Source organism: Paraburkholderia caledonica (assembly GCF_000383275.1).
GTDB classification, from domain to species: Bacteria; Pseudomonadota; Gammaproteobacteria; order Burkholderiales; family Burkholderiaceae; genus Paraburkholderia; species Paraburkholderia caledonica.
Window position 1 is genome coordinate 690,782 of the sequence record NZ_KB911034.1, and the last position, 18,401, is coordinate 709,182.

At 61.8% G+C, this 18,401-nt stretch carries 18 protein-coding genes; 15 read left to right on the top strand and 3 right to left on the bottom strand.

The window, feature by feature from the left end; all coding sequences use genetic code 11:
* The first annotated feature begins 3 nt into the window (after positions 1-3).
* The 10 genes from H281_RS0103155 (at position 4) to H281_RS34255 (ending at position 11,405) form a co-directional block, all read left to right on the top strand.
* Positions 4-1,209 (top strand): 1-deoxy-D-xylulose-5-phosphate reductoisomerase, encoded by a 1,206-nt coding sequence (locus H281_RS0103155; RefSeq protein WP_020065632.1) that lies wholly within the window; start codon positions 4-6, stop codon positions 1,207-1,209.
* Positions 1,210-1,216: 7 nt separating this feature from the next.
* Positions 1,217-2,620, top strand: coding sequence for an RIP metalloprotease RseP (gene rseP / locus H281_RS0103160; protein WP_020065633.1), 1,404 nt, complete (start codon positions 1,217-1,219; stop codon positions 2,618-2,620).
* 67 nt (positions 2,621-2,687) lie between these two features.
* Positions 2,688-5,000, top strand: a complete 2,313-nt coding sequence (bamA, locus tag H281_RS0103165; RefSeq protein WP_027804250.1) for an outer membrane protein assembly factor BamA — start codon at positions 2,688-2,690, stop codon at positions 4,998-5,000.
* 47 nt (positions 5,001-5,047) lie between these two features.
* On the top strand, positions 5,048-5,569 hold the full coding sequence (locus H281_RS0103170; protein WP_027799514.1) for an OmpH family outer membrane protein: 522 nt from the start codon (positions 5,048-5,050) through the stop codon (positions 5,567-5,569).
* A gap of 220 nt (positions 5,570-5,789) precedes the next feature.
* On the top strand, positions 5,790-6,926 hold the full coding sequence (gene lpxD / locus H281_RS0103175) for a UDP-3-O-(3-hydroxymyristoyl)glucosamine N-acyltransferase (protein ID WP_020065636.1): 1,137 nt from the start codon (positions 5,790-5,792) through the stop codon (positions 6,924-6,926).
* Positions 6,927-7,109: 183 nt separating this feature from the next.
* Positions 7,110-7,574, top strand: coding sequence for a 3-hydroxyacyl-ACP dehydratase FabZ (gene fabZ, locus H281_RS0103185; RefSeq protein WP_020065638.1), 465 nt, complete (start codon positions 7,110-7,112; stop codon positions 7,572-7,574).
* 88 nt (positions 7,575-7,662) lie between these two features.
* A complete protein-coding gene (lpxA, locus tag H281_RS0103190) occupies positions 7,663-8,451 on the top strand; it encodes an acyl-ACP--UDP-N-acetylglucosamine O-acyltransferase (RefSeq protein ID WP_027804251.1) in 789 nt (262 codons plus the stop codon).
* Positions 8,452-8,454: 3 nt separating this feature from the next.
* Positions 8,455-9,624 (top strand): lipid-A-disaccharide synthase, encoded by a 1,170-nt coding sequence (gene lpxB, locus H281_RS0103195; RefSeq protein WP_027804252.1) that lies wholly within the window; start codon positions 8,455-8,457, stop codon positions 9,622-9,624.
* A 62-nt stretch (positions 9,625-9,686) separates the two neighbouring features.
* Complete coding sequence (gene rnhB, locus H281_RS0103200; protein ID WP_027804253.1) at positions 9,687-10,466, top strand: ribonuclease HII; 780 nt, start codon at positions 9,687-9,689, stop codon at positions 10,464-10,466.
* A 111-nt stretch (positions 10,467-10,577) separates the two neighbouring features.
* Entirely contained in the window at positions 10,578-11,405 is an 828-nt protein-coding gene (locus H281_RS34255) for a TrmH family RNA methyltransferase (RefSeq protein WP_020065642.1), read from the top strand.
* Here the strand turns inward: H281_RS34255 and ppsR are convergent.
* A complete protein-coding gene (gene ppsR, locus H281_RS0103210) occupies positions 11,399-12,214 on the bottom strand; it encodes a posphoenolpyruvate synthetase regulatory kinase/phosphorylase PpsR (RefSeq protein ID WP_020065643.1) in 816 nt (271 codons plus the stop codon). The two genes, H281_RS34255 and ppsR, sit on opposite strands and share 7 nt — an antisense overlap.
* 319 nt (positions 12,215-12,533) lie before the next feature.
* Entirely contained in the window at positions 12,534-12,659 is a 126-nt protein-coding gene (locus tag H281_RS37465; RefSeq protein ID WP_020065644.1) for a hypothetical protein, read from the bottom strand.
* A gap of 163 nt (positions 12,660-12,822) precedes the next feature.
* Here H281_RS37465 and ppsA point away from each other — a divergent pair, with 163 nt between their 5' ends.
* From ppsA to H281_RS0103230, 3 genes are all read left to right on the top strand, one after another.
* The gene (gene ppsA, locus H281_RS0103220; protein ID WP_027804254.1) at positions 12,823-15,228 is read left to right on the top strand and encodes a phosphoenolpyruvate synthase; all 2,406 of its coding nucleotides are present in this window, start codon (positions 12,823-12,825) and stop codon (positions 15,226-15,228) included.
* Positions 15,229-15,416: 188 nt separating this feature from the next.
* The gene (locus H281_RS0103225) at positions 15,417-15,872 is read left to right on the top strand and encodes an NfeD family protein (protein ID WP_020065646.1); all 456 of its coding nucleotides are present in this window, start codon (positions 15,417-15,419) and stop codon (positions 15,870-15,872) included.
* 59 nt (positions 15,873-15,931) lie between these two features.
* The gene (locus H281_RS0103230; RefSeq protein ID WP_020065647.1) at positions 15,932-16,864 is read left to right on the top strand and encodes an SPFH domain-containing protein; all 933 of its coding nucleotides are present in this window, start codon (positions 15,932-15,934) and stop codon (positions 16,862-16,864) included.
* Positions 16,865-17,066: 202 nt separating this feature from the next.
* Here H281_RS0103230 and smpB read toward each other — a convergent pair whose 3' ends face one another.
* On the bottom strand, positions 17,067-17,513 hold the full coding sequence (gene smpB, locus H281_RS0103235; protein ID WP_020065648.1) for an SsrA-binding protein SmpB: 447 nt from the start codon (positions 17,511-17,513) through the stop codon (positions 17,067-17,069).
* Between the two features lie 100 nt (positions 17,514-17,613).
* On the opposite strand from smpB, the gene H281_RS0103240 reads away from it, so the two are divergent.
* Both H281_RS0103240 and H281_RS0103245 read left to right on the top strand, forming a co-directional pair.
* Positions 17,614-18,051: a type II toxin-antitoxin system RatA family toxin gene (locus H281_RS0103240; protein WP_006048694.1), complete on the top strand. Its 438-nt coding sequence runs from the start codon at positions 17,614-17,616 to the stop codon at positions 18,049-18,051.
* Positions 18,048-18,380, top strand: coding sequence for an RnfH family protein (locus tag H281_RS0103245; RefSeq protein ID WP_020065649.1), 333 nt, complete (start codon positions 18,048-18,050; stop codon positions 18,378-18,380). Before H281_RS0103240 ends, H281_RS0103245 begins: the two co-directional genes overlap by 4 nt.
* Positions 18,381-18,401 lie beyond the last annotated feature (21 nt).

The window sequence follows — 18,401 nt, forward strand, 5'->3', positions numbered from 1 at the left end:
GATATGCAAAAACGTCTGACATTGCTCGGTTCCACGGGCTCGATTGGAGACAGCACGCTCGACGTCGTCGCGCGTCATCCGGAGCGTTTTTCGGTTTATGCGCTCACTGCACACCGCAACGGCGACAAACTCGTCGAGCAATGCCTGCGCTTCCGGCCGGAAGTCGCGGTGGTCGGCGACGCCGACACGGCAGCGCGCGTCGCGGCCAAGTTGCGCGAGGCGGGCTGCAAGACCGAAGTGACTTACGGCGCTCAGGCGCTCGTCGACGTTTCGAAGGCCAGCGGCTGCGACACAGTCGTGGCGGCCATCGTGGGCGCGGCAGGCCTCGCGCCGAGCCTCGCCGCCGCGCGCGCCGGCAAACGGATTCTGCTTGCCAACAAGGAAGCGCTGGTCATGTCGGGCGCGATCTTCATGGACGCGGTCCACGACAACGGCGCGGTTCTGCTGCCTGTCGACAGCGAACACAACGCTATTTTCCAGTGCTTGCCGCGCGAAGCCGCGCTGCATGGCGGCGTGTCCAAGATCATTCTGACCGCGTCGGGCGGCCCGTTCCGTACGCGCGAACCCGCCACGCTCGCTGGCGTCACACCCGAAGAAGCCTGCAAGCACCCTAACTGGGTCATGGGCCGCAAGATTTCGGTCGACTCCGCCACGATGATGAACAAGGGCCTCGAAGTGATCGAGGCTCATTGGCTGTTCGGCTTGCCGGGCGAGCGCATCGACGTGCTGATTCATCCGCAAAGCGTGATCCATTCGCTGGTTTCGTACGCCGACGGCTCGGTGCTCGCGCAACTCGGCAACCCGGACATGCGTACGCCCATCGCTCATGCGCTCGCGTTCCCGGATCGTGTCGATTCGGGCGTCGCGCAACTGGACCTCGCGGAAATCGCGTCGCTGTCGTTCGAGAAGCCGGACTACGCGCGTTTCCCCTGTCTGGCTCTGGCGATGAAGGCACTTGCCGAAGGCGGCCTCGCCAGTGCGGCGCTCAACGCCGCTAACGAAATTGCTGTTGAAGCGTTCCTGTCGCGCCAGATCGGTTTCATGGCGATCGCGCAAGTGGTCGACTCGGTGCTCAACGGGTTGCCGAACGGCAGCGCGCACGCGCTCGAAGACGTGATCGAAGCAGACGCCGCAGCGCGTCGCGCCGCTGCCGAATTCATCGCGCGTCTGCCTGACGCCGCCCGCCGCACGGAACGCGCCGTCCAGTGAGGCGCTTATGAATCTGCTGATCGAAGTGCTCGCCTTCGCGGTTGCGATTGGCGTGCTCGTGGTCGTCCACGAATATGGGCATTACAGCGTGGCGCGGCTGTGCGGCGTCAAGGTGCTGCGCTTTTCGATCGGCTTCGGCAAGCCGCTCTTCCAGTGGGTCAGTCCTAAGAGCGGCACCGAATGGACCGTTGCCGCGTTGCCGCTCGGCGGCTATGTGAAGATGCTCGACGAGCGCGAGACCGGCAGCGCGCCGATTCCTGTCGAAGCGTTGCCGCATGCGTTCAACCGGCAGTCGGTGTGGAGGCGTATCGCGATCGTGGCGGCCGGGCCGGTCGCCAATTTCCTGCTCGCCATCGTGCTGTTCGGCCTCGTGTTCGCCACCGGCGTCACAGAGCCTGCGGCCATTCTGGCCGTGCCCGCGCCGAACACGGCGGCTGCCGTCGCCGGGTTCGAAGGTGGCGAGACGGTGGTGGCGGTGCGCACGGAGAACGCTGCTGACTCCGAGCCGGTGCGGTCCTGGTCTGACTTGCGCTGGAAGTTGCTGGGCGCAGCTTTCGATCACAAGCGTGTCGTGCTGAGCGCGAAAGGCCCGGGCGGCACGTCGGACTTCCAACTCGATCTGCGCGGTGTCGGTGAAAAGGACGTAGACGACGACTTCATGTCGCGCCTCGGCTTCGAACCCGGCGGCGGCAAGCTGACCGTTGCGGGTGTGCAGCCGGGCAGCGCGGCGCAGAAAGCCGGGCTTGTTCCGGGCGACCGTTTGCGCGCGATCAACGGCATGGCAACCGACAACGCCACGGCCTTCATCGCGTATGTAAAATCGCACGCCGGCAAGCCTTTGACGCTGCAAGTGGAGCGCGCGGCCGGCGGCAAAGTGCAGGATCAAACGCAGGGCAAGCTCGAAGACATCACCATTGTTCCGCAGGCGCAGCGCGACGCGGCAACGGGGCAGCAGGTCGGCCGCATCGGCGCGGAACTGGCGACCCAGGTGCCGTCCATCAATGTGCGTTATGGACCTTTCGAAAGCCTTCAACTTGGCGCACGCCGTACGTGGGACCTGGCGGTTTATTCGGTGCGGATGTTCGGCCGCATGATCGTCGGCGACGCTTCGCTGAAAAATCTTTCGGGTCCGGTGACGATCGCCGATTACGCGGGAAAGAGTGCACGTCTCGGTCCTTCTGCATTTCTGTCGTTCCTGGCCCTCGTCAGTATTAGCCTCGGTGTACTGAACCTGCTACCAATTCCGGTATTGGACGGGGGTCATCTGTTATATTATTTGGTTGAAGCTGTGACCGGTAAAGTTGTCTCCGATCGCTGGCAACTCGTTTTTCAGAGGGCGGGTCTCGCCTGCATCGTCGCTTTGTCGGCGATTGCACTGTTCAACGATCTCGCTCGTTTAATCCACTTTTAAAGTGTCCGGCGGCGCTAACAATGGCGACCGTCCGACCTGATGCAGCTATACACACTGGGGAAGCACGTTGTTTAAACCTCATCGCTTTGTTCCGAAGACGGTTATAACCGCGGCATTCGCCGCGCATGGGCTGGTCGCCCACGCAACCACGCCCTTCGTGGTGCAAGACATCCGGATCGAGGGATTGCAACGCGTCGAACCTGGTACCGTGTTCGCCTATCTGCCTATCAAGCAGGGCGACACGTTCAGCGACGACAAGGCATCGGAAGCCATTCGCGCACTGTACGCAACGGGCTTCTTCAACGACGTCAAGATCGCGACCGAAGGCAATGTTGTCATCGTGCAGGTGCTGGAGCGTCCGGCCATTGGCACGATCGACTTCGCGGGCATTCACGAATTCGACAAGGAAAACCTGACCAAGGCGCTGCGCGCCGTGGGCTTGTCGCAAGGCCGTTACTACGACAAGGCACTCGTCGACAAGGCCGAACAGGAACTGAAGCGTCAGTACCTGACGCGCGGCTACTATGCAGCCGAGGTCACGACCACGATCACGCCGATCGACCGCAATCGCGTCTCGGTGCTGTTCTCGGTGGCCGAAGGGCCGAGCGCCAAGATCCGCCAGATCAACTTTATCGGCAACAAGGCGTTCAGCACGGGCACGCTGCGCGACGAAATGCAGCTGTCCACGCCGAACTGGTTCTCGTGGTACACGAAGAACGATCTGTACGCGAAAGACAAGCTCACCGGCGACCTCGAAAATGTCCGTTCGTATTACCTGAACCGCGGCTACCTCGAGTTCAATATCGAGTCGACACAGGTGTCGATCACGCCGGACAAGAAGGACATGTATCTCACGGTCACGCTGCATGAAGGCGAGCCGTACACGATCTCGAGCATCAAGCTGGCCGGCAATCTGCTCGACCGCGAGCCGGAGCTCGCCAAGCTCATCAAGATCAAACCGGGCGATCGCTTTTCGGCCGAAAAGCTGCAGGCCACCACGAAGTCGATCGTCGACAAACTGGGCGAATATGGTTACGCGTTCGCGACCGTCAACGCGCAGCCGCAGATCGACCAGTCGAACCACAAGGTCGACCTGACGTTGCAGGTGGACCCGAGCCGCCGCGTCTATGTACGCCGTATCAATGTGGTCGGCAATACACGCACGCGCGACGAAGTGGTGCGCCGCGAAATGCGTCAGCTCGAAAGCTCGTGGTTCGACTCGAACCGCCTCGCACTGTCGAAAGACCGTATCAACCGTCTTGGCTATTTCACCGACGTCGACGTGACCACCATTCCTGTGGAAGGCACGCCTGACCAGGTGGATGTGGACGTCAAGGTCGCTGAAAAGCCGACGGGCGCGATCACGCTGGGCGCGGGCTTTTCGTCGACCGACAAGGTGGTGCTGTCGGCCGGCGTCTCGCAAGACAACGTGTTCGGCTCGGGTACGAGCCTCGCGGTGAACGTCAATACTGCGAAAACCTACCGGACGTTGACGGTTACGCAGGTCGATCCGTACTTCACGGTCGACGGCATCAAGCGTATTACCGACGTCTATTACCGTACCTATCAGCCGCTGTATTACTCGACCGACTCGAGCTTCAAGATCGTTACGATCGGTGGCGACCTGAAGTTCGGTATTCCGTTCTCCGAAGTGGATACGGTGTACTTCGGCGCGGGTCTCGAGCAGAACCAGCTGGACGTCGACGCGAACACGCCTGCGTCGTATAAGCAATACGTTCAGGACTTTGGCCGCGTGTCGAACAACGTACCGCTTACTGTCGGCTGGTCGCGCGATGCGCGAGATAGCGCGCTGGTACCGAGCCGCGGTTACTTCACGCAGGCAAACGCCGAATACGGCACGCCGATCGGCGGCACCCAGTATTACAAGGCCGACATCAACGCGCAGTACTATTACTCGTTCTCGCGTGGCTTCGTGCTGGGTTTCAACTTCCAGGGCGGCTACGGCAAGGGCATGGGCGGCAAGCCGTACCCGATTTTCAAGAACTACTACGCGGGCGGTATCGGTTCGGTCCGCGGCTACGAGCCGAGTTCGCTTGGTCCTCGCGACGCCACCACGGGCGACCCGATCGGCGGCTCGAAGCTGCTCGTCGGCAATATCGAGTTGACGTTCCCGTTGCCGGGCACCGGCTATGATCGAACCCTGCGCGTATTCACGTTCCTCGACGCGGGTAACGTGTGGGCGGACGCGAGCAGCGCCGCCACGTCGAATGGCGCTAACGGTCTGCGTTACGGCTACGGTGTCGGCCTCGCGTGGATTTCGCCGATCGGACCGCTCAAGCTGAGCTTGGGCTTCCCGCTGACCAAGCATACGGGCGACCAGTATCAGAAGTTCCAGTTCCAGATCGGAACGGCGTTCTGATCCGCGTTGCGGACAGCTCGCCAAACAACAGTATCGAGAGGATCACTTTGCTAACCGGTATGTTTTCGAAACGTGTGGCTTGCGCGCTGGCGCTGGCAATGACGCTGGGCGTCGGAGTAGCGCACGCGCAGGAAGCCAGGATTGCCGCGGTGAATTCGGACCGGATTCTGCGGGAATCGGCTGCGGCAAAGGCGGCCCAGGTCAAGCTCGAGGCCGAGTTCGCGAAGCGCGACAAGGACCTCGCGGACATGGCCCAGAAGCTGAAGTCGATGTCCGATTCGCTCGACAAGAGCGGTGCGTCGATGTCGTCGGCGGATCGCGCGCAAAAGCAGCGCGATCTGTCACAACTAGACACGGACTTTCAGCGCAAGCAACGCGAGTTTCGCGAGGACCTGAACCAGCGTCGCAATGAAGAACTGGCGGCGGTGCTGGACCGTGCGAACAAGGTGATCAAGCAGATCGCCGAGGCACAGCATTACGACCTGATCGTTCAGGAAGCGGTGTATGTGAGCCCGCGCATCGACATCACGGATCAGGTGCTTAAGGCCCTCGCGGCCTCGGGCAACTAAGAGCACAGGCAGGAGCGTTGCAAGCAGCGGTTGAAGGGCGGCCTCGGCCAGGGCGTTGAATGCAAACGCCGCGCACGACGCGCGCCGTCTGGTGAGCTGCAGATCAGCTTTACGCGAACCGAAGTACGCCGCCGCGCTTGAACTGCGGAAGGCGAGCCGGGGCGGGGCTCTCACCGGCGACTCTGACAAGACGCACTGAACAGCAGGAGACAGGACAGGCATGGCATTTACGCTCGAGGACATCGTCCAACGGTTCGGCGGTGAAGTAGTAGGAGACGGTTCGCAGCGCGTCGGCAGCCTTGCGCCGCTCGACCAGGCAGGTCCGGACCAGCTGGCGTTCCTCGCGAACCCCAAGTACCTGTCGCAAGTGGAAACGACCCAGGCTGGCGCCGTGTTGATCAATGCCGACGACCTGGCGAAGCTCACGTCCCGCAGCGCCCGTAACTTCATCGTCACGCCGAACCCGTACGCTTATTTCGCGCGCGTCGCGCAAACCTTCATCGACCTCGCTACGCCAAAAGTCGCGCCCGGCATTCATCCGAGCGCGACGATCGACCCGTCTGCGCAGATCGCTGCGAGCGCAGTGATCGGACCGCACGTTACGGTCGAAGCCGGCGCTGTCATCGGCGAAAACGTGCGGCTCGACGCGAATGTCGTCATTGGCCGCGGCACTCGCATCGGCGCGGGTTCGCATCTGTATCCGAATGTGGCCGTGTATCACGGCTGCAAGCTCGCCGAGCGCGTGATCGTGCACGCGGGTGCGGTAATCGGCTCCGACGGTTTTGGATTCGCGCCGGATTTCGTCGGCGAAGGCGAAGCGCGTACCGGTAGCTGGGTGAAAATTCCGCAAGTTGGCGGCGTATCGATTGCAGCGGATGTCGAAATCGGCGCGAACACCACGATCGATCGTGGCGCAATGGCCGATACGATCATTGAAGAGTGCGTGAAGATCGACAACCTCGTGCAGATCGGCCACAACTGCAAGGTGGGCGCTTACACGGTAATCGCCGGTTGCGCGGGTATCGCGGGCAGCACCACGATCGGCCGTCATTGCATGATCGGCGGCGCGGTCGGGATTGCCGGGCACGTGACGCTCGCCGATTACGTGATCGTCACCGCGAAGTCCGGCGTGTCGAAGTCGCTGCTCAAGCCCGGCATGTACACGAGCGCATTCCCGGCCGTGAACCACGCTGACTGGAACAAAAGCGCGGCTTTGCTGCGCAATATCGACAAGCTCCGCGACCGTATCAAGGCGCTGGAAACTGCCTCGGCTGACCGGCCGGACGCGAAGCCGGCCAACACGCCAGCACCTTTGGCATCGGGCGCGACGGGCAATTCACAGAGCGACAAAAGCTAGATTTCTGGGCGGCCCGCCAGTACCGCGTAAAATGGCGGGCGAATATCAGGAAGCAAAGACGGTTGCCGTGACCCGGTGGCACGGCAATCAGGTCACGGCGAGCGCCGGCAGCACGCGTTACCAACCCACCTGCACCAGCATCCGCAGTCATCATCGCGCAGTCAATGCGTGAGCAGAAACACCATGAGCACCGAAAAAATCAATCTCGACATTCATAAGATTCTCACGCTGCTGCCACATCGTTACCCGATCCTGCTGGTCGACCGGGTGCTCGAACTCGAGCCGCACAAGAGCATCAAAGCGTTGAAGAACGTGTCGATCAATGAGCCGTATTTCCAGGGGCACTTCCCGACGCGTCCCGTCATGCCTGGCGTGCTGATCCTCGAAGCGCTCGCACAAACGGCAGCGCTCCTCACGTTCTCGGAAGAGCCGAGCGACCCGTCGAACACGCTGTACCTGTTCGTCGGTATCGACAACGCGCGATTCAAGCGCGTCGTGGAGCCCGGCGATCAGCTCATCCTGAACTGCACGTTCGAGCGGCATATGCGCGGCATCTGGAAGTTCAAGGCGCGAGCCGAAGTGGACGGCGCGGTGGCGGCGGAAGCAGACCTGATGTGCGCTGTGCGTCACACGGACAAGGACGCCTGAGTCAATGTTCGGGCAGCCGGCGCCTCATGACGCTGCCGGCTCGACCCAGCCCATCCAGACAACGCAACAGAATCAGAAGCGAGGACGCATGAGCAGGATTCATCCCACTGCGATCGTCGAACCGGGCGCTCAACTCGACGAATCCGTCGAAGTTGGACCGTATGCGGTGATCGGCGCCCACGTGACGATCGGCGCCCGGACCACTGTCGGTTCGCATAGCGTGATCGAAGGCCACACCACGATCGGCGAAGACAACCGGATCGGCCACTATGCATCGGTCGGCGGCCGTCCGCAGGACATGAAGTACAAAGACGAGCCCACCCGGCTCGAAATCGGCAACCGCAACACGATCCGCGAGTTCACCACGATCCACACCGGCACGGTGCAGGACGCGGGCGTGACCACGCTCGGCGACGACAACTGGATCATGGCGTACGTGCACATCGGGCACGACTGCCACGTCGGCAACAACGTAATTCTTTCGAGCAACGCACAGATGGCGGGCCACGTGACGATCGGCGACCATGCGATCGTCGGCGGCATGTCGGGCGTGCATCAGTTCGTGCGCATCGGCGCTCATTCCATGTTGGGCGGCGCTTCCGCGCTCGTGCAGGACATTCCGCCGTTCGTGATCGCGGCCGGCAACAAGGCCGAGCCGCACGGCATCAACGTCGAAGGCCTGCGCCGCCGCGGTTTCTCGCCGGACGCGATTTCGGCGCTGCGCTCCGCGTACCGCCTGCTGTACAAGAACAGCCTGTCGCTCGAAGAAGCGAAAGTGCAGTTGCGTGAACTGGCGTCGGCCGGCGGCGACGGCGACGAGCCGGTGCGAACGCTGCTGGCATTTGTCGAAGCGTCGCAGCGCGGCATCATCCGCTAAACGATGGCATTGCAACCAAGTCCGCTACGCATCGCGATGGTGGCCGGCGAGCCGTCCGGCGACCTGCTGGCGTCGTCGCTGCTGAACGGCCTCGCGAGCCGCCTGCCTGCCGCCACGCACTACTACGGAATCGGCGGCCCGCGCATGATCGCCACGGGTTTCGACGCGCACTGGCCAATGGAAAAGCTGTCCGTGCGCGGCTATGTTGAAGCGCTGCGGCACATTCCCGAAATCCTGCGTGTTCGCAACGACCTGAAGCGCCAGCTGCTGGCCGAGCCGCCAGCGGTGTTCGTAGGCGTCGACGCGCCCGACTTCAACTTCGGGCTCGAACATCCGCTGCGCGAGGCGGGCATTCCGACGATTCACTTCGTGTGCCCGTCGATCTGGGCGTGGCGCGGTGGGCGCATCAAAAAGATCGCGAAGGCCGTCGACCATATGCTGTGCGTGTTCCCGTTCGAAACGGCGCTGCTTGAAAAAGCGGGCGTCGCGGCTTCGTACGTGGGTCATCCGCTTGCCGACGAAATTCCGCTCGAACCCGACACGCTCGGCGCGCGCCGGACGCTCGGTCTCGCGGAAAGCGGTCCTGTCATCGCGGTGCTGCCGGGTAGCCGCCGCTCGGAGATCGACCTGATCGGGCCGACGTTCTTCGCGGCGATGGAAATGATGCAGCATCAGGAGCCCGGTCTTCGCTTCGTGATGCCGGCGGCGACGCCCGCGCTGCGAGAAATGCTGCGCCCGCTGGTCGACTCGCACCCCGGCCTCGCGCTGACCATTACCGACGGCCAGTCCCAACTCGCCATGACGGCCGCCGACGCGATCCTCGTGAAAAGCGGCACTGTCACGCTCGAGGCGGCGCTCCTGAAAAAGCCGATGGTCATCTCGTACAAGGTGCCGTGGCTGACCGGTCAGATCATGCGCCGGCAGGGCTACCTGCCGTATGTCGGTTTGCCGAACATTCTGGCGGGGCGCTTCGTGGTACCGGAAATCCTCCAGCATTTCGCGACGCCGCAAGCGCTGGCCGAAGCCACGCTGAAACAGTTGCGCGATGAAGCCAACCGGCGCACGCTGACGGAAATCTTCACGGAGATGCACCACGTGCTGAAGCAGAACACTGCGCAGCGTGCGGCGGAAGTCGTCGCGAGCGTTGTCGAAAAACGCAAGGCGCGGCCGTGAAGAACGGACGCACCGACGGACGCGCCAGCGGACGCGCCAGCGGACGCGCCAGCGGACGCACCATCGCACCCGCGCCTCGCCGCAAGACCGCGGCCGTCGCAGGCGCGGCGGGATCGGCCGGCCGGCAGGTCGGCTTGAACTTCGAGACGCCCGACGACATTATTTGCGGCGTCGACGAAGCAGGGCGCGGACCGCTGGCCGGTCCGGTGGTGGCTGCGGCGGTGATTTTCGACCCGTCGAAGCCGATGATTCGCGGCCTCGACGATTCCAAAGCGCTGAGCGCCAAAAAGCGTGACGAGCTATACGACAAGATCGTCGACCGCGCGCTCGCGTACTGCATTGCATCGGCAACCGTCGAAGAAATCGATTCGCTGAACATCCTCCATGCAACCATGCTGGCGATGAAGCGTGCGGTGGAAGGGCTGTCCGTCACGCCCACGCTAGTGAAGATCGACGGTAATCGATGCCCGACATTGACCGTGCGTAGCGAAGCAGTGATTGGTGGCGACGCGCTCGTGAAATGCATTTCGGCGGCGTCGATTCTTGCCAAGGTCACGCGCGACCGGATGCTGCTGGAACTGCACCAGACGTATCCGCTTTACGGCTTCAATGCGCATGCGGGCTACGGCACGCCGCAACACCTCGCGGCGTTGCGGGAGCACGGTCCCTGCGAACATCATCGGCGCTCGTTCGCGCCCGTGCGCGAGGCCCATTTGCGATTCGGCACCGGCGTGCCGCTGCCCGCGGGCGAAGTCATCGTCGTGCCGGATATGCTGGCGAACGGCATGCTGGACGACGCAATGCTCGATCGCGACGCGTTCGGCGAACACAGCGGCGCTTGAATATCGCGCGGATTTGGCGGGCGGCCCGATCTACACCCGGTGCGTGATTGCATCCAGCATGACGCTTTACCCCCGCTAACCTTTTTCCTTACCTCACCGTCTTCGCTGCCTGTGAAAGCCATCACCTCGCGGGACAATCCGCTCTATAAACGCCTGAAGGCGCTCGCCGGTTCGACGCATCAACAGCGCCGCAGCGGCCATGCGCTGCTGGAAGGTTTCCATCTCGCGAGCGCTTATCTCGATGTAGCCGGGCAGCCGGAGATGTGCGTCGTCACCGACGGCGCACTGCGTCACGACGAAGCTCAGGCGATCGTTTCGCGCATCGACGAACATCGCATCGTCACGTTGCCGGATGCGCTTTTCGGACAGTTGTCGAATGTCGTGCACGGCGTCGGGATTCTGCTGCTCGTGGAAAAGCTGGCCATGCCGCTGCCGGAGAAGGTCGCGCAGACATGCGTCGTGCTCGACGGCGTGCAGGACGCAGGCAACGTCGGCTCGATCTTGCGCAGCGCAGCCGCGGCGGGTATCCAGCACGTGTTCTGCGCACCGGGCACCGCCTACGCGTGGTCATCCAAGGTGTTGCGCTCCGGCATGGGCGCACACTTCCTGCTGCAGATCTACGAAGACGTCGAAGCGCAGACGTTGATAGATCGCCTCGCGGTGCCTGTCGTGATTACCGACTCGCACGGCGCAGCGGCGATCTACGACTGTGACCTGAGCGGACAACTTGCGTGGGTGTTCGGCAACGAGGGGGCCGGCGTATCGCAAATCTGGCGTGAGGCCGTCTCATTGCGGGTGACGATTCCCCAGCCGGGCGGCATGGAGTCACTCAATGTCGCGGCCGCGGCCGCTGTATGCGTCTTCGAGCAATGCAGACAACAGCGCGCCGCGAACATGCCCAGCGACGCGCGTTCGCCTGCACGTTTCCCCGCTCAATAAGACGGACGATCCAGCTTGATCTCCTGCAGGATCGTGGTCGCAATCTCTTCGATCGACTTGTGCGTCGACGACAGCCACTTGATCCCTTCGCGACGCATCATCGTTTCGGCTTCGTTGATCTCGTAACGGCAATTCTCCGGCGCGGCGTACTTGCTGCCCGGCCGGCGCTCGTTACGGATCTCCGATAACCGCTGAGGATCGATCGACAACCCAAACATTTTCTGCCGATGCGCCAATAACGGCGTAGGCAGTTTGCCTCGCTCGAAATCTTCCGGGATCAGCGGATAGTTGGCCGCTTTCACGCCGTACTGCATGGCGAGATACAGGCTTGTCGGCGTCTTGCCGCTGCGCGACACGCCAACCAGTATCACGTCCGCATCGGCGAGATTGCGGTTCGACTGGCCGTCGTCGTGCGCTAGCGAGAAGTTGATCGCTTCGATCCGGTTCTTGTATTCCTCGGTGTCCGCGTTCTGGTGGCCACGCCCCATCGCGTGGCTCGACTTCAGTTCCAGTTCCTGTTCCAGCGGCTCGACGAAGGTCTGGAACATGTCCAGCACAAGCGCATTCGAGCCCTTGACGATCTGATTCGAGGCGCTGTCCACGAGCGTCGTGAACACGATCGGACGGCGGCCGTCCTGCTGGATCGCTTCGTTGATCTTTTCGAGCGTGGCGTAGGCTTTTTCCGTCGAGTCGACGAAAGGCACGCGAACCAGGCGGAATTTCTGGTCGAACTGGGAGAGGATCGAATGCGCGAAGGTTTCGGCAGTGATCCCGGTACCGTCGGAGACGATGAATACGGTGGGCGGCATCAGTGGGGCAGGGAACGTGAGCGGCAAAAAGCGCTCGAATGGAACATCGCTGCGTTGATTTCGCTGCGCGGTGGCTGACCGCAAAGCAGCGGCGTCAAACAACGCGCCGTGGGCACCGCTACTGCGCCGGGAAGCACCTGCAGACTCTTCGGAAAAGATTGAAAGAGCCGCGCAGGCGGTCCGGGCGCGGTTGGAGGCGCAATTCTCGTCCGACAGTCACATTTCGAGAGTCGGCACGGTAGAATAGCGGCAACCTGTTGGATAAGCAATTGCAGGCGATTGGCGCCTAACTCACCGCGAACGGTCGTTCAACGCTCCGCTATCGGACGTCAAACGCCACGGAACGCGGCGCATCGATCGCTAAATCCGGGCATTCGCGCTCTTCGTCGCCCTGGTTGGCTTCGTTGGCTTCGTTGGCTTCATTGGCGTTGTCGGCGTGATGCATTGCACAAGCGCGTTGCATCGGCGTGGTACGCAAGCGCCGTAAGCTCCGTAAGCGATTGCTTCTCCAACAGGTTGTGCAAGACGCGAGGTCACGCTCCCAATGGGCGTCTCGCGTTCGAGCCCACTTGCACAGCCGTGAATTTCTTTCACACTTAGGGGCTTGTATGACTAACGCAGTTACCGTCGCAAAGGATAGGGCATATGTAGTTCCGTTCGAGCAGTTGCGGATGACCGATGTGGAGATTGTCGGCGGCAAGAACGCGTCGCTAGGCGAGATGATCAGTCAGCTCGCCGAAGCAGGCGTGCGCGTGCCGACCGGTTTCGCCACGACGGCGCTGGCTTTCCGCGACTTCCTGCATCACAACAACCTGACCGAGCGCATCGCCAAACGTCTGGAGACGCTCGACGTCGACGACGTGAAGGCGCTCGCCGAAGCGGGCAAGGAGATCCGTCAATGGATCGTCGAAGCGCCGTTGCAGCCGCAACTCGAGGCTGACATCCGCGCAGGTTTCGAGACCTTGCAAAACAGCTCGCCTGAAGAGCTTTCCTTTGCCGTGCGTTCGTCGGCAACGGCGGAAGACTTGCCGGACGCATCGTTCGCGGGTCAGCAGGAAAGCTACCTCAACGTGGTCGGCATCGAAGAAGTGCTCGATCGCATGAAGCACGTGTTCGCGTCGTTGTACAACGACCGCGCTATTTCCTATCGCGTACACAAGGGCTTCACGCACGCTGAAGTCGCGTTGTCGGCTGGTGTTCAGCGCATGGTGCGCTCGGACGTCGGCGCGGCCGGCGTGATGTTCACGCTCGATACCGAGTCCGGCTTCAAAGACGCGGTCTTCATCACGTCGAGCTATGGTCTGGGCGAAACCGTCGTGCAAGGCGCGGTGAATCCGGACGAGTTCTACGTCTACAAGACCACGCTCGCGCAAGGCAAGTATCCGATCATCCGCCGTTCGATCGGCTCCAAGCTGATCAAGATGGAATTCACGAAGGCCGGCGAAGAAGGCCGCGTGAAGACTGTCGACGTGCCGCACGAACAGCGCAACCGCTTCTCGATTACTGACGAAGACGTGATCGAGCTCGCGAAGTACGCGGTCATCATCGAAAAACACTACGAGCGTCCGATGGACATCGAGTGGGGCAAAGACGGCCGCGACGGCAAGATCTTTATCCTGCAGGCACGTCCCGAAACGGTGAAGAGCCAGGCGACCGGCAAGGCGGAGCAGCGCTTCAAGCTGAAGGGACAATCGAACGTGCTGGCCACCGGCCGGGCGATCGGCCAGAAGATCGGCGCGGGTCCGGTGCGCGTGATTCACGATCCGTCGGAAATGGACCGTGTGCAGCCGGGCGACGTGCTGGTCGCCGACATGACCGACCCGAACTGGGAGCCGGTGATGAAGCGCGCATCCGCGATCGTTACGAACCGGGGCGGGCGTACCTGCCACGCGGCGATCATCGCGCGCGAACTGGGCGTGCCGGCCGTGGTGGGCTGCGGCGACGCGACCGACGTGCTGAAAGAGGGCTCGCTCGTCACCGTCTCGTGCGCTGAGGGCGACGAAGGCAAGATCTACGACGGTCTGCTCGAAACCGAAATCACCGAAGTGCAGCGCGGTGACCTGCCGCCGATTCCGGTGAAGATCATGATGAACGTCGGCAACCCGCAACTGGCTTTCGACTTCTCGCAACTGCCGAATGCCGGCGTGGGTCTCGCGCGGCTCGAGTTCATCATCAACAACAACATCGGCGTTCATCCGAAGGCGATTCTCGAATATCCGAACATCGATCAGGACCTGAAGAAGGCCGTGGAAAGCGTCGCTCGCGGTCACGCCTCGCCGCGCGCGTTCTACGTTGACAAGCTGACCGAAGGTATCGCGACGATCGCTGCAGCGTTCTATCCGAAGCCCGTGATCGTGCGTCTGTCGGACTTCAAGTCGAACGAGTACAAGAAGCTGATCGGCGGTTCGCGTTACGAGCCGGACGAAGAAAACCCGATGCTGGGCTTCCGCGGCGCGTCGCGCTACATCGCTGAAGACTTCGCCGAAGCGTTCCAGATGGAATGCGTCGCGCTGAAGAAGGTGCGTGAAGAGATGGGCCTCGACAACGTCGAGATCATGGTGCCGTTCGTGCGTACGCTCAAGCAGGCCGAGCGCGTGGTCGGGCTGCTCGAAAAGTTCGGCCTGAAGCGCGGCGAGAACGGCCTGCGTCTGATCATGATGTGCGAAGTGCCGTCGAACGCGATTCTGGCAGAGGAATTCCTCCAGTTCTTCGATGGTTTCTCGATTGGCTCGAACGACCTGACGCAACTCACGCTCGGCCTCGACCGCGACTCCGGTATGGAGTTGCTGGCCGTCGATTTCGACGAACGCGACCCGGCGGTCAAGTTCATGCTCAAGCGCGCGATCGAAACGTGCCTGCGCCTCGACAAGTACGTCGGTATCTGCGGTCAGGGTCCTTCGGATCACCCCGACTTTGCTCAGTGGCTGACGGACGAAGGCATCAAGTCGATCTCGCTGAACCCGGACACGATCATCGAGACCTGGCAACAGCTGGCAAAGACGTCGACGAAGTAAGCGTTGCGCGTGCCGCGTCGTAAGCGGCACGCATGACGAAACGCGCGGCAGATCGAACGCGTAGCGAAAGCACATCGAACGCGCATCAAAGGCAGGCTCAACCGCACGTTCGATGCCGGTAATCCGCATCCGCTTCGTGCTATAAACACCCCGGTAGATCCGGGGTGTTTTGCTTTGTGGAGGTCGAAGTGGCGCCAGGTGGACTGTTCTGGTGGATCGGGGCCGGTGTGCTAGTCGTGCTGGAGTTGCTCAGCGGCACTTTCTATTTGCTGATGATCGCGCTCGGTTGCGTCGCTGCAGCCATTGCGCATATCGCGGGCGCTGCCGCAGACATGCAGTTCGCGGTCGCGGCGATCGTCGCGCTCGCCGCGGTGCTCGTGTTGAGGCGTTCGCGTTTCGGCCGCAGAACGCGCAAGGAGGCGTCCAGGAATCCGGACGTCAATCTCGACATCGGTCAGACGGTGAGCGTGCCGGCATGGCACGAGCGTCGTGCGCGAGTGAGTTATCGCGGGGCGGAATGGGACGTCGAACTCGCGCCCGGAGAGCCGGACGATGCGCGCATTTACGAGATCAAAGAGTTGCGCGGCAGTTGCCTCGTGGTGGCCGCGGCGCAGCACGCACGGTCCAATGCGACGCATCTTTGATATTGACCGGTAGGCTCGCAGCAATTAATTAAACTAACTAACGGTTCTGGAGTGCAGATATGGATTCGACCATCATCGGGGCGGTGTTCCTGGTCATCGTGATCGTGCTGGCGGCGCAGACCATCAAGATCGTGCCGCAGCAGCACGCATGGGTGCTCGAGCGCCTTGGCCGCTATCACAGCACGCTGACGCCGGGTTTGAGCTTCGTGTTCCCTTTCGTCGACCGGATCGCGTACAAGCACATTCTCAAGGAGATCCCGCTCGAGGTTCCGAGCCAGGTCTGTATCACGCGCGACAATACGCAGTTGCAGGTAGATGGCGTGCTGTACTTCCAGGTCACGGATCCAATGAAGGCGTCGTATGGGTCGAGCAACTTCGTGTTTGCGATCACGCAGTTATCGCAGACCACGCTGCGCTCGGTGATCGGCAAGCTCGAACTCGACAAGACTTTCGAAGAGCGCGATTTCATCAATCACAGCATTGTTTCCGCGCTCGACGAAGCTGCGGCGAACTGGGGCGTCAAAGTCTTACGCTACGAGATTAAAGATCTGACGCCGCCAAAGGAAATTCTTCACGCGATGCAGGCGCAGATCACCGCCGAGCGTGAGAAGCGCGCGTTGATCGCGGCGTCGGAAGGGCGCAAGCAGGAGCAGATCAATATCGCGTCGGGCGGCCGCGAAGCGGCGATCCAGAAATCGGAAGGCGAGCGGCAGGCGGCGATCAACCAGGCGCAAGGTCAGGCCGCGGCGATTCTTGCCGTTGCGGACGCAAATTCGCAGGCTATCCAGAAGATTGCCGCTGCGATCCAGTCGAACGGCGGCATGGAGGCGGTGAACCTGAAGGTCGCCGAGCAATACGTGAACGCGTTCGGCAATCTGGCAAAGCAGGGCACCACGCTGATCGTGCCGGGCAATCTGTCGGACATGAGTTCGATGATCGCGTCGGCGCTCGCCATCGTGAATAAAGGCAAGGGTGTGGCGGACGCGCGCTGAGCAATCCGGGCGAGGCACGGGCGAGTCGGCCGTAAGACCGTTTCAATAATGGCGCAGGAAAAACAATGGCCCGCATCAGTGCGGGCCATTTTGTTAGATCAGGTGAAAAAAAGATGCGGCGGCCTCGGGGGCAACGTGCGGCATATCCGCGCGATAGTTCTTTCGCGTCGCGTAAAGCGAACGACGCAGAGCGAGCAATAGCTCAGCCCGGCGAGCGCATCAGACGCGCCTTTTCGCGCTCCCAATCGCGCTTTTTCTCGGTTTCGCGCTTGTCGTGCTGCTTCTTGCCCTTGGCTAGACCGATTTCGCATTTGACGCGGCCGCCCTTGTAGTGGAAGTTCAGCGGCACGAGCGTATAGCCGCGCTGCTCGACCTTGCCGATCAGTTTGCTGATTTCCTCGCTATGCAAGAGGAGTTTGCGTGTGCGGACCGGATCGGGCGTGATGTGGGTCGAGGCCTCGGGCAGCGGGCTGATATGCGTGCCGATCAGGAACAGTTCGTTGTTACGGATCACGACGTAACCTTCCTTGATCTGGCCACGGCCGGCGCGCAAGGCCTTGACCTCCCATCCTTCGAGCACGAGCCCTGCTTCGTAGCGTTCTTCGACCGAATAGTCGTAGAAGGCTTTTCTGTTGTCGATAATGCTCATGAATGGAAAGTGCCCAACTCGTTTAAAATCACGATTTTAGCAAAGCGGGGCAAGGAAAGCCCGCCGCGCTCGTCCACCCTCGCCGCGCGCTGTTCAATTTATGGCAGATGTCCAAAAAACCGTGTTGATCCGCCATTCGGCGGAACAGATGTTCGACCTCGTCACCGACGTCGCCGATTACCCCAACTTCCTGCCCTGGTGCGGAGGAGTGGAGGTCCGCCACCGGGACGACACTAGCATGGAGGCGAAGATCGACATCAACTTCAAGGGTATCAAGCAACACTTTGCCACGCGCAACAGTATGGAGCGGCCCACGCGTATCGACATGGAGTTCGCTGACGGCCCGTTTCGCAAGTTCACCGGTTTCTGGCGCTTCACGCCGTTGCGCGCGGACGCCTGCAAGATCGAATTCGCGCTGCACTACGAGTTCACCAACATCATCCTCGAGAAGATCATTGGGCCTGTGTTCAATCACATCGCCAATACTTTCGTCGAATCGTTCGTGAAGCGCGCCGATCAGCGCTACGGCAAGGCATGAGCGAACGTCTGTCCGTTCAGGTCTGTTATGCGCTCGCCACCGAGCAGGTGCTGATCGACGTCGAACTGCCCGCGGGCGCCACACTCATGCAGGCGATCGAGGCTAGCGGCGTTTTGCAGCGTTATCCTCAGATCGATCTGCGCACGCAGAAGGTCGGTGTGTTCGGCAAGCTCAAGCCACTCGATACGGCGCTGGCCGATCACGACCGCGTCGAGATCTACCGGCCGCTGCTGGTGGACCCGAAGGTTTCTCGCCAACGCCGCGTCGAAAAAACCCGGAAGGCGGGCTCCATTGAAGGCCGCCGCTGGCAGAATAAGGATTCGCGGTAGGCGCCGGCTCACAGGCGCATC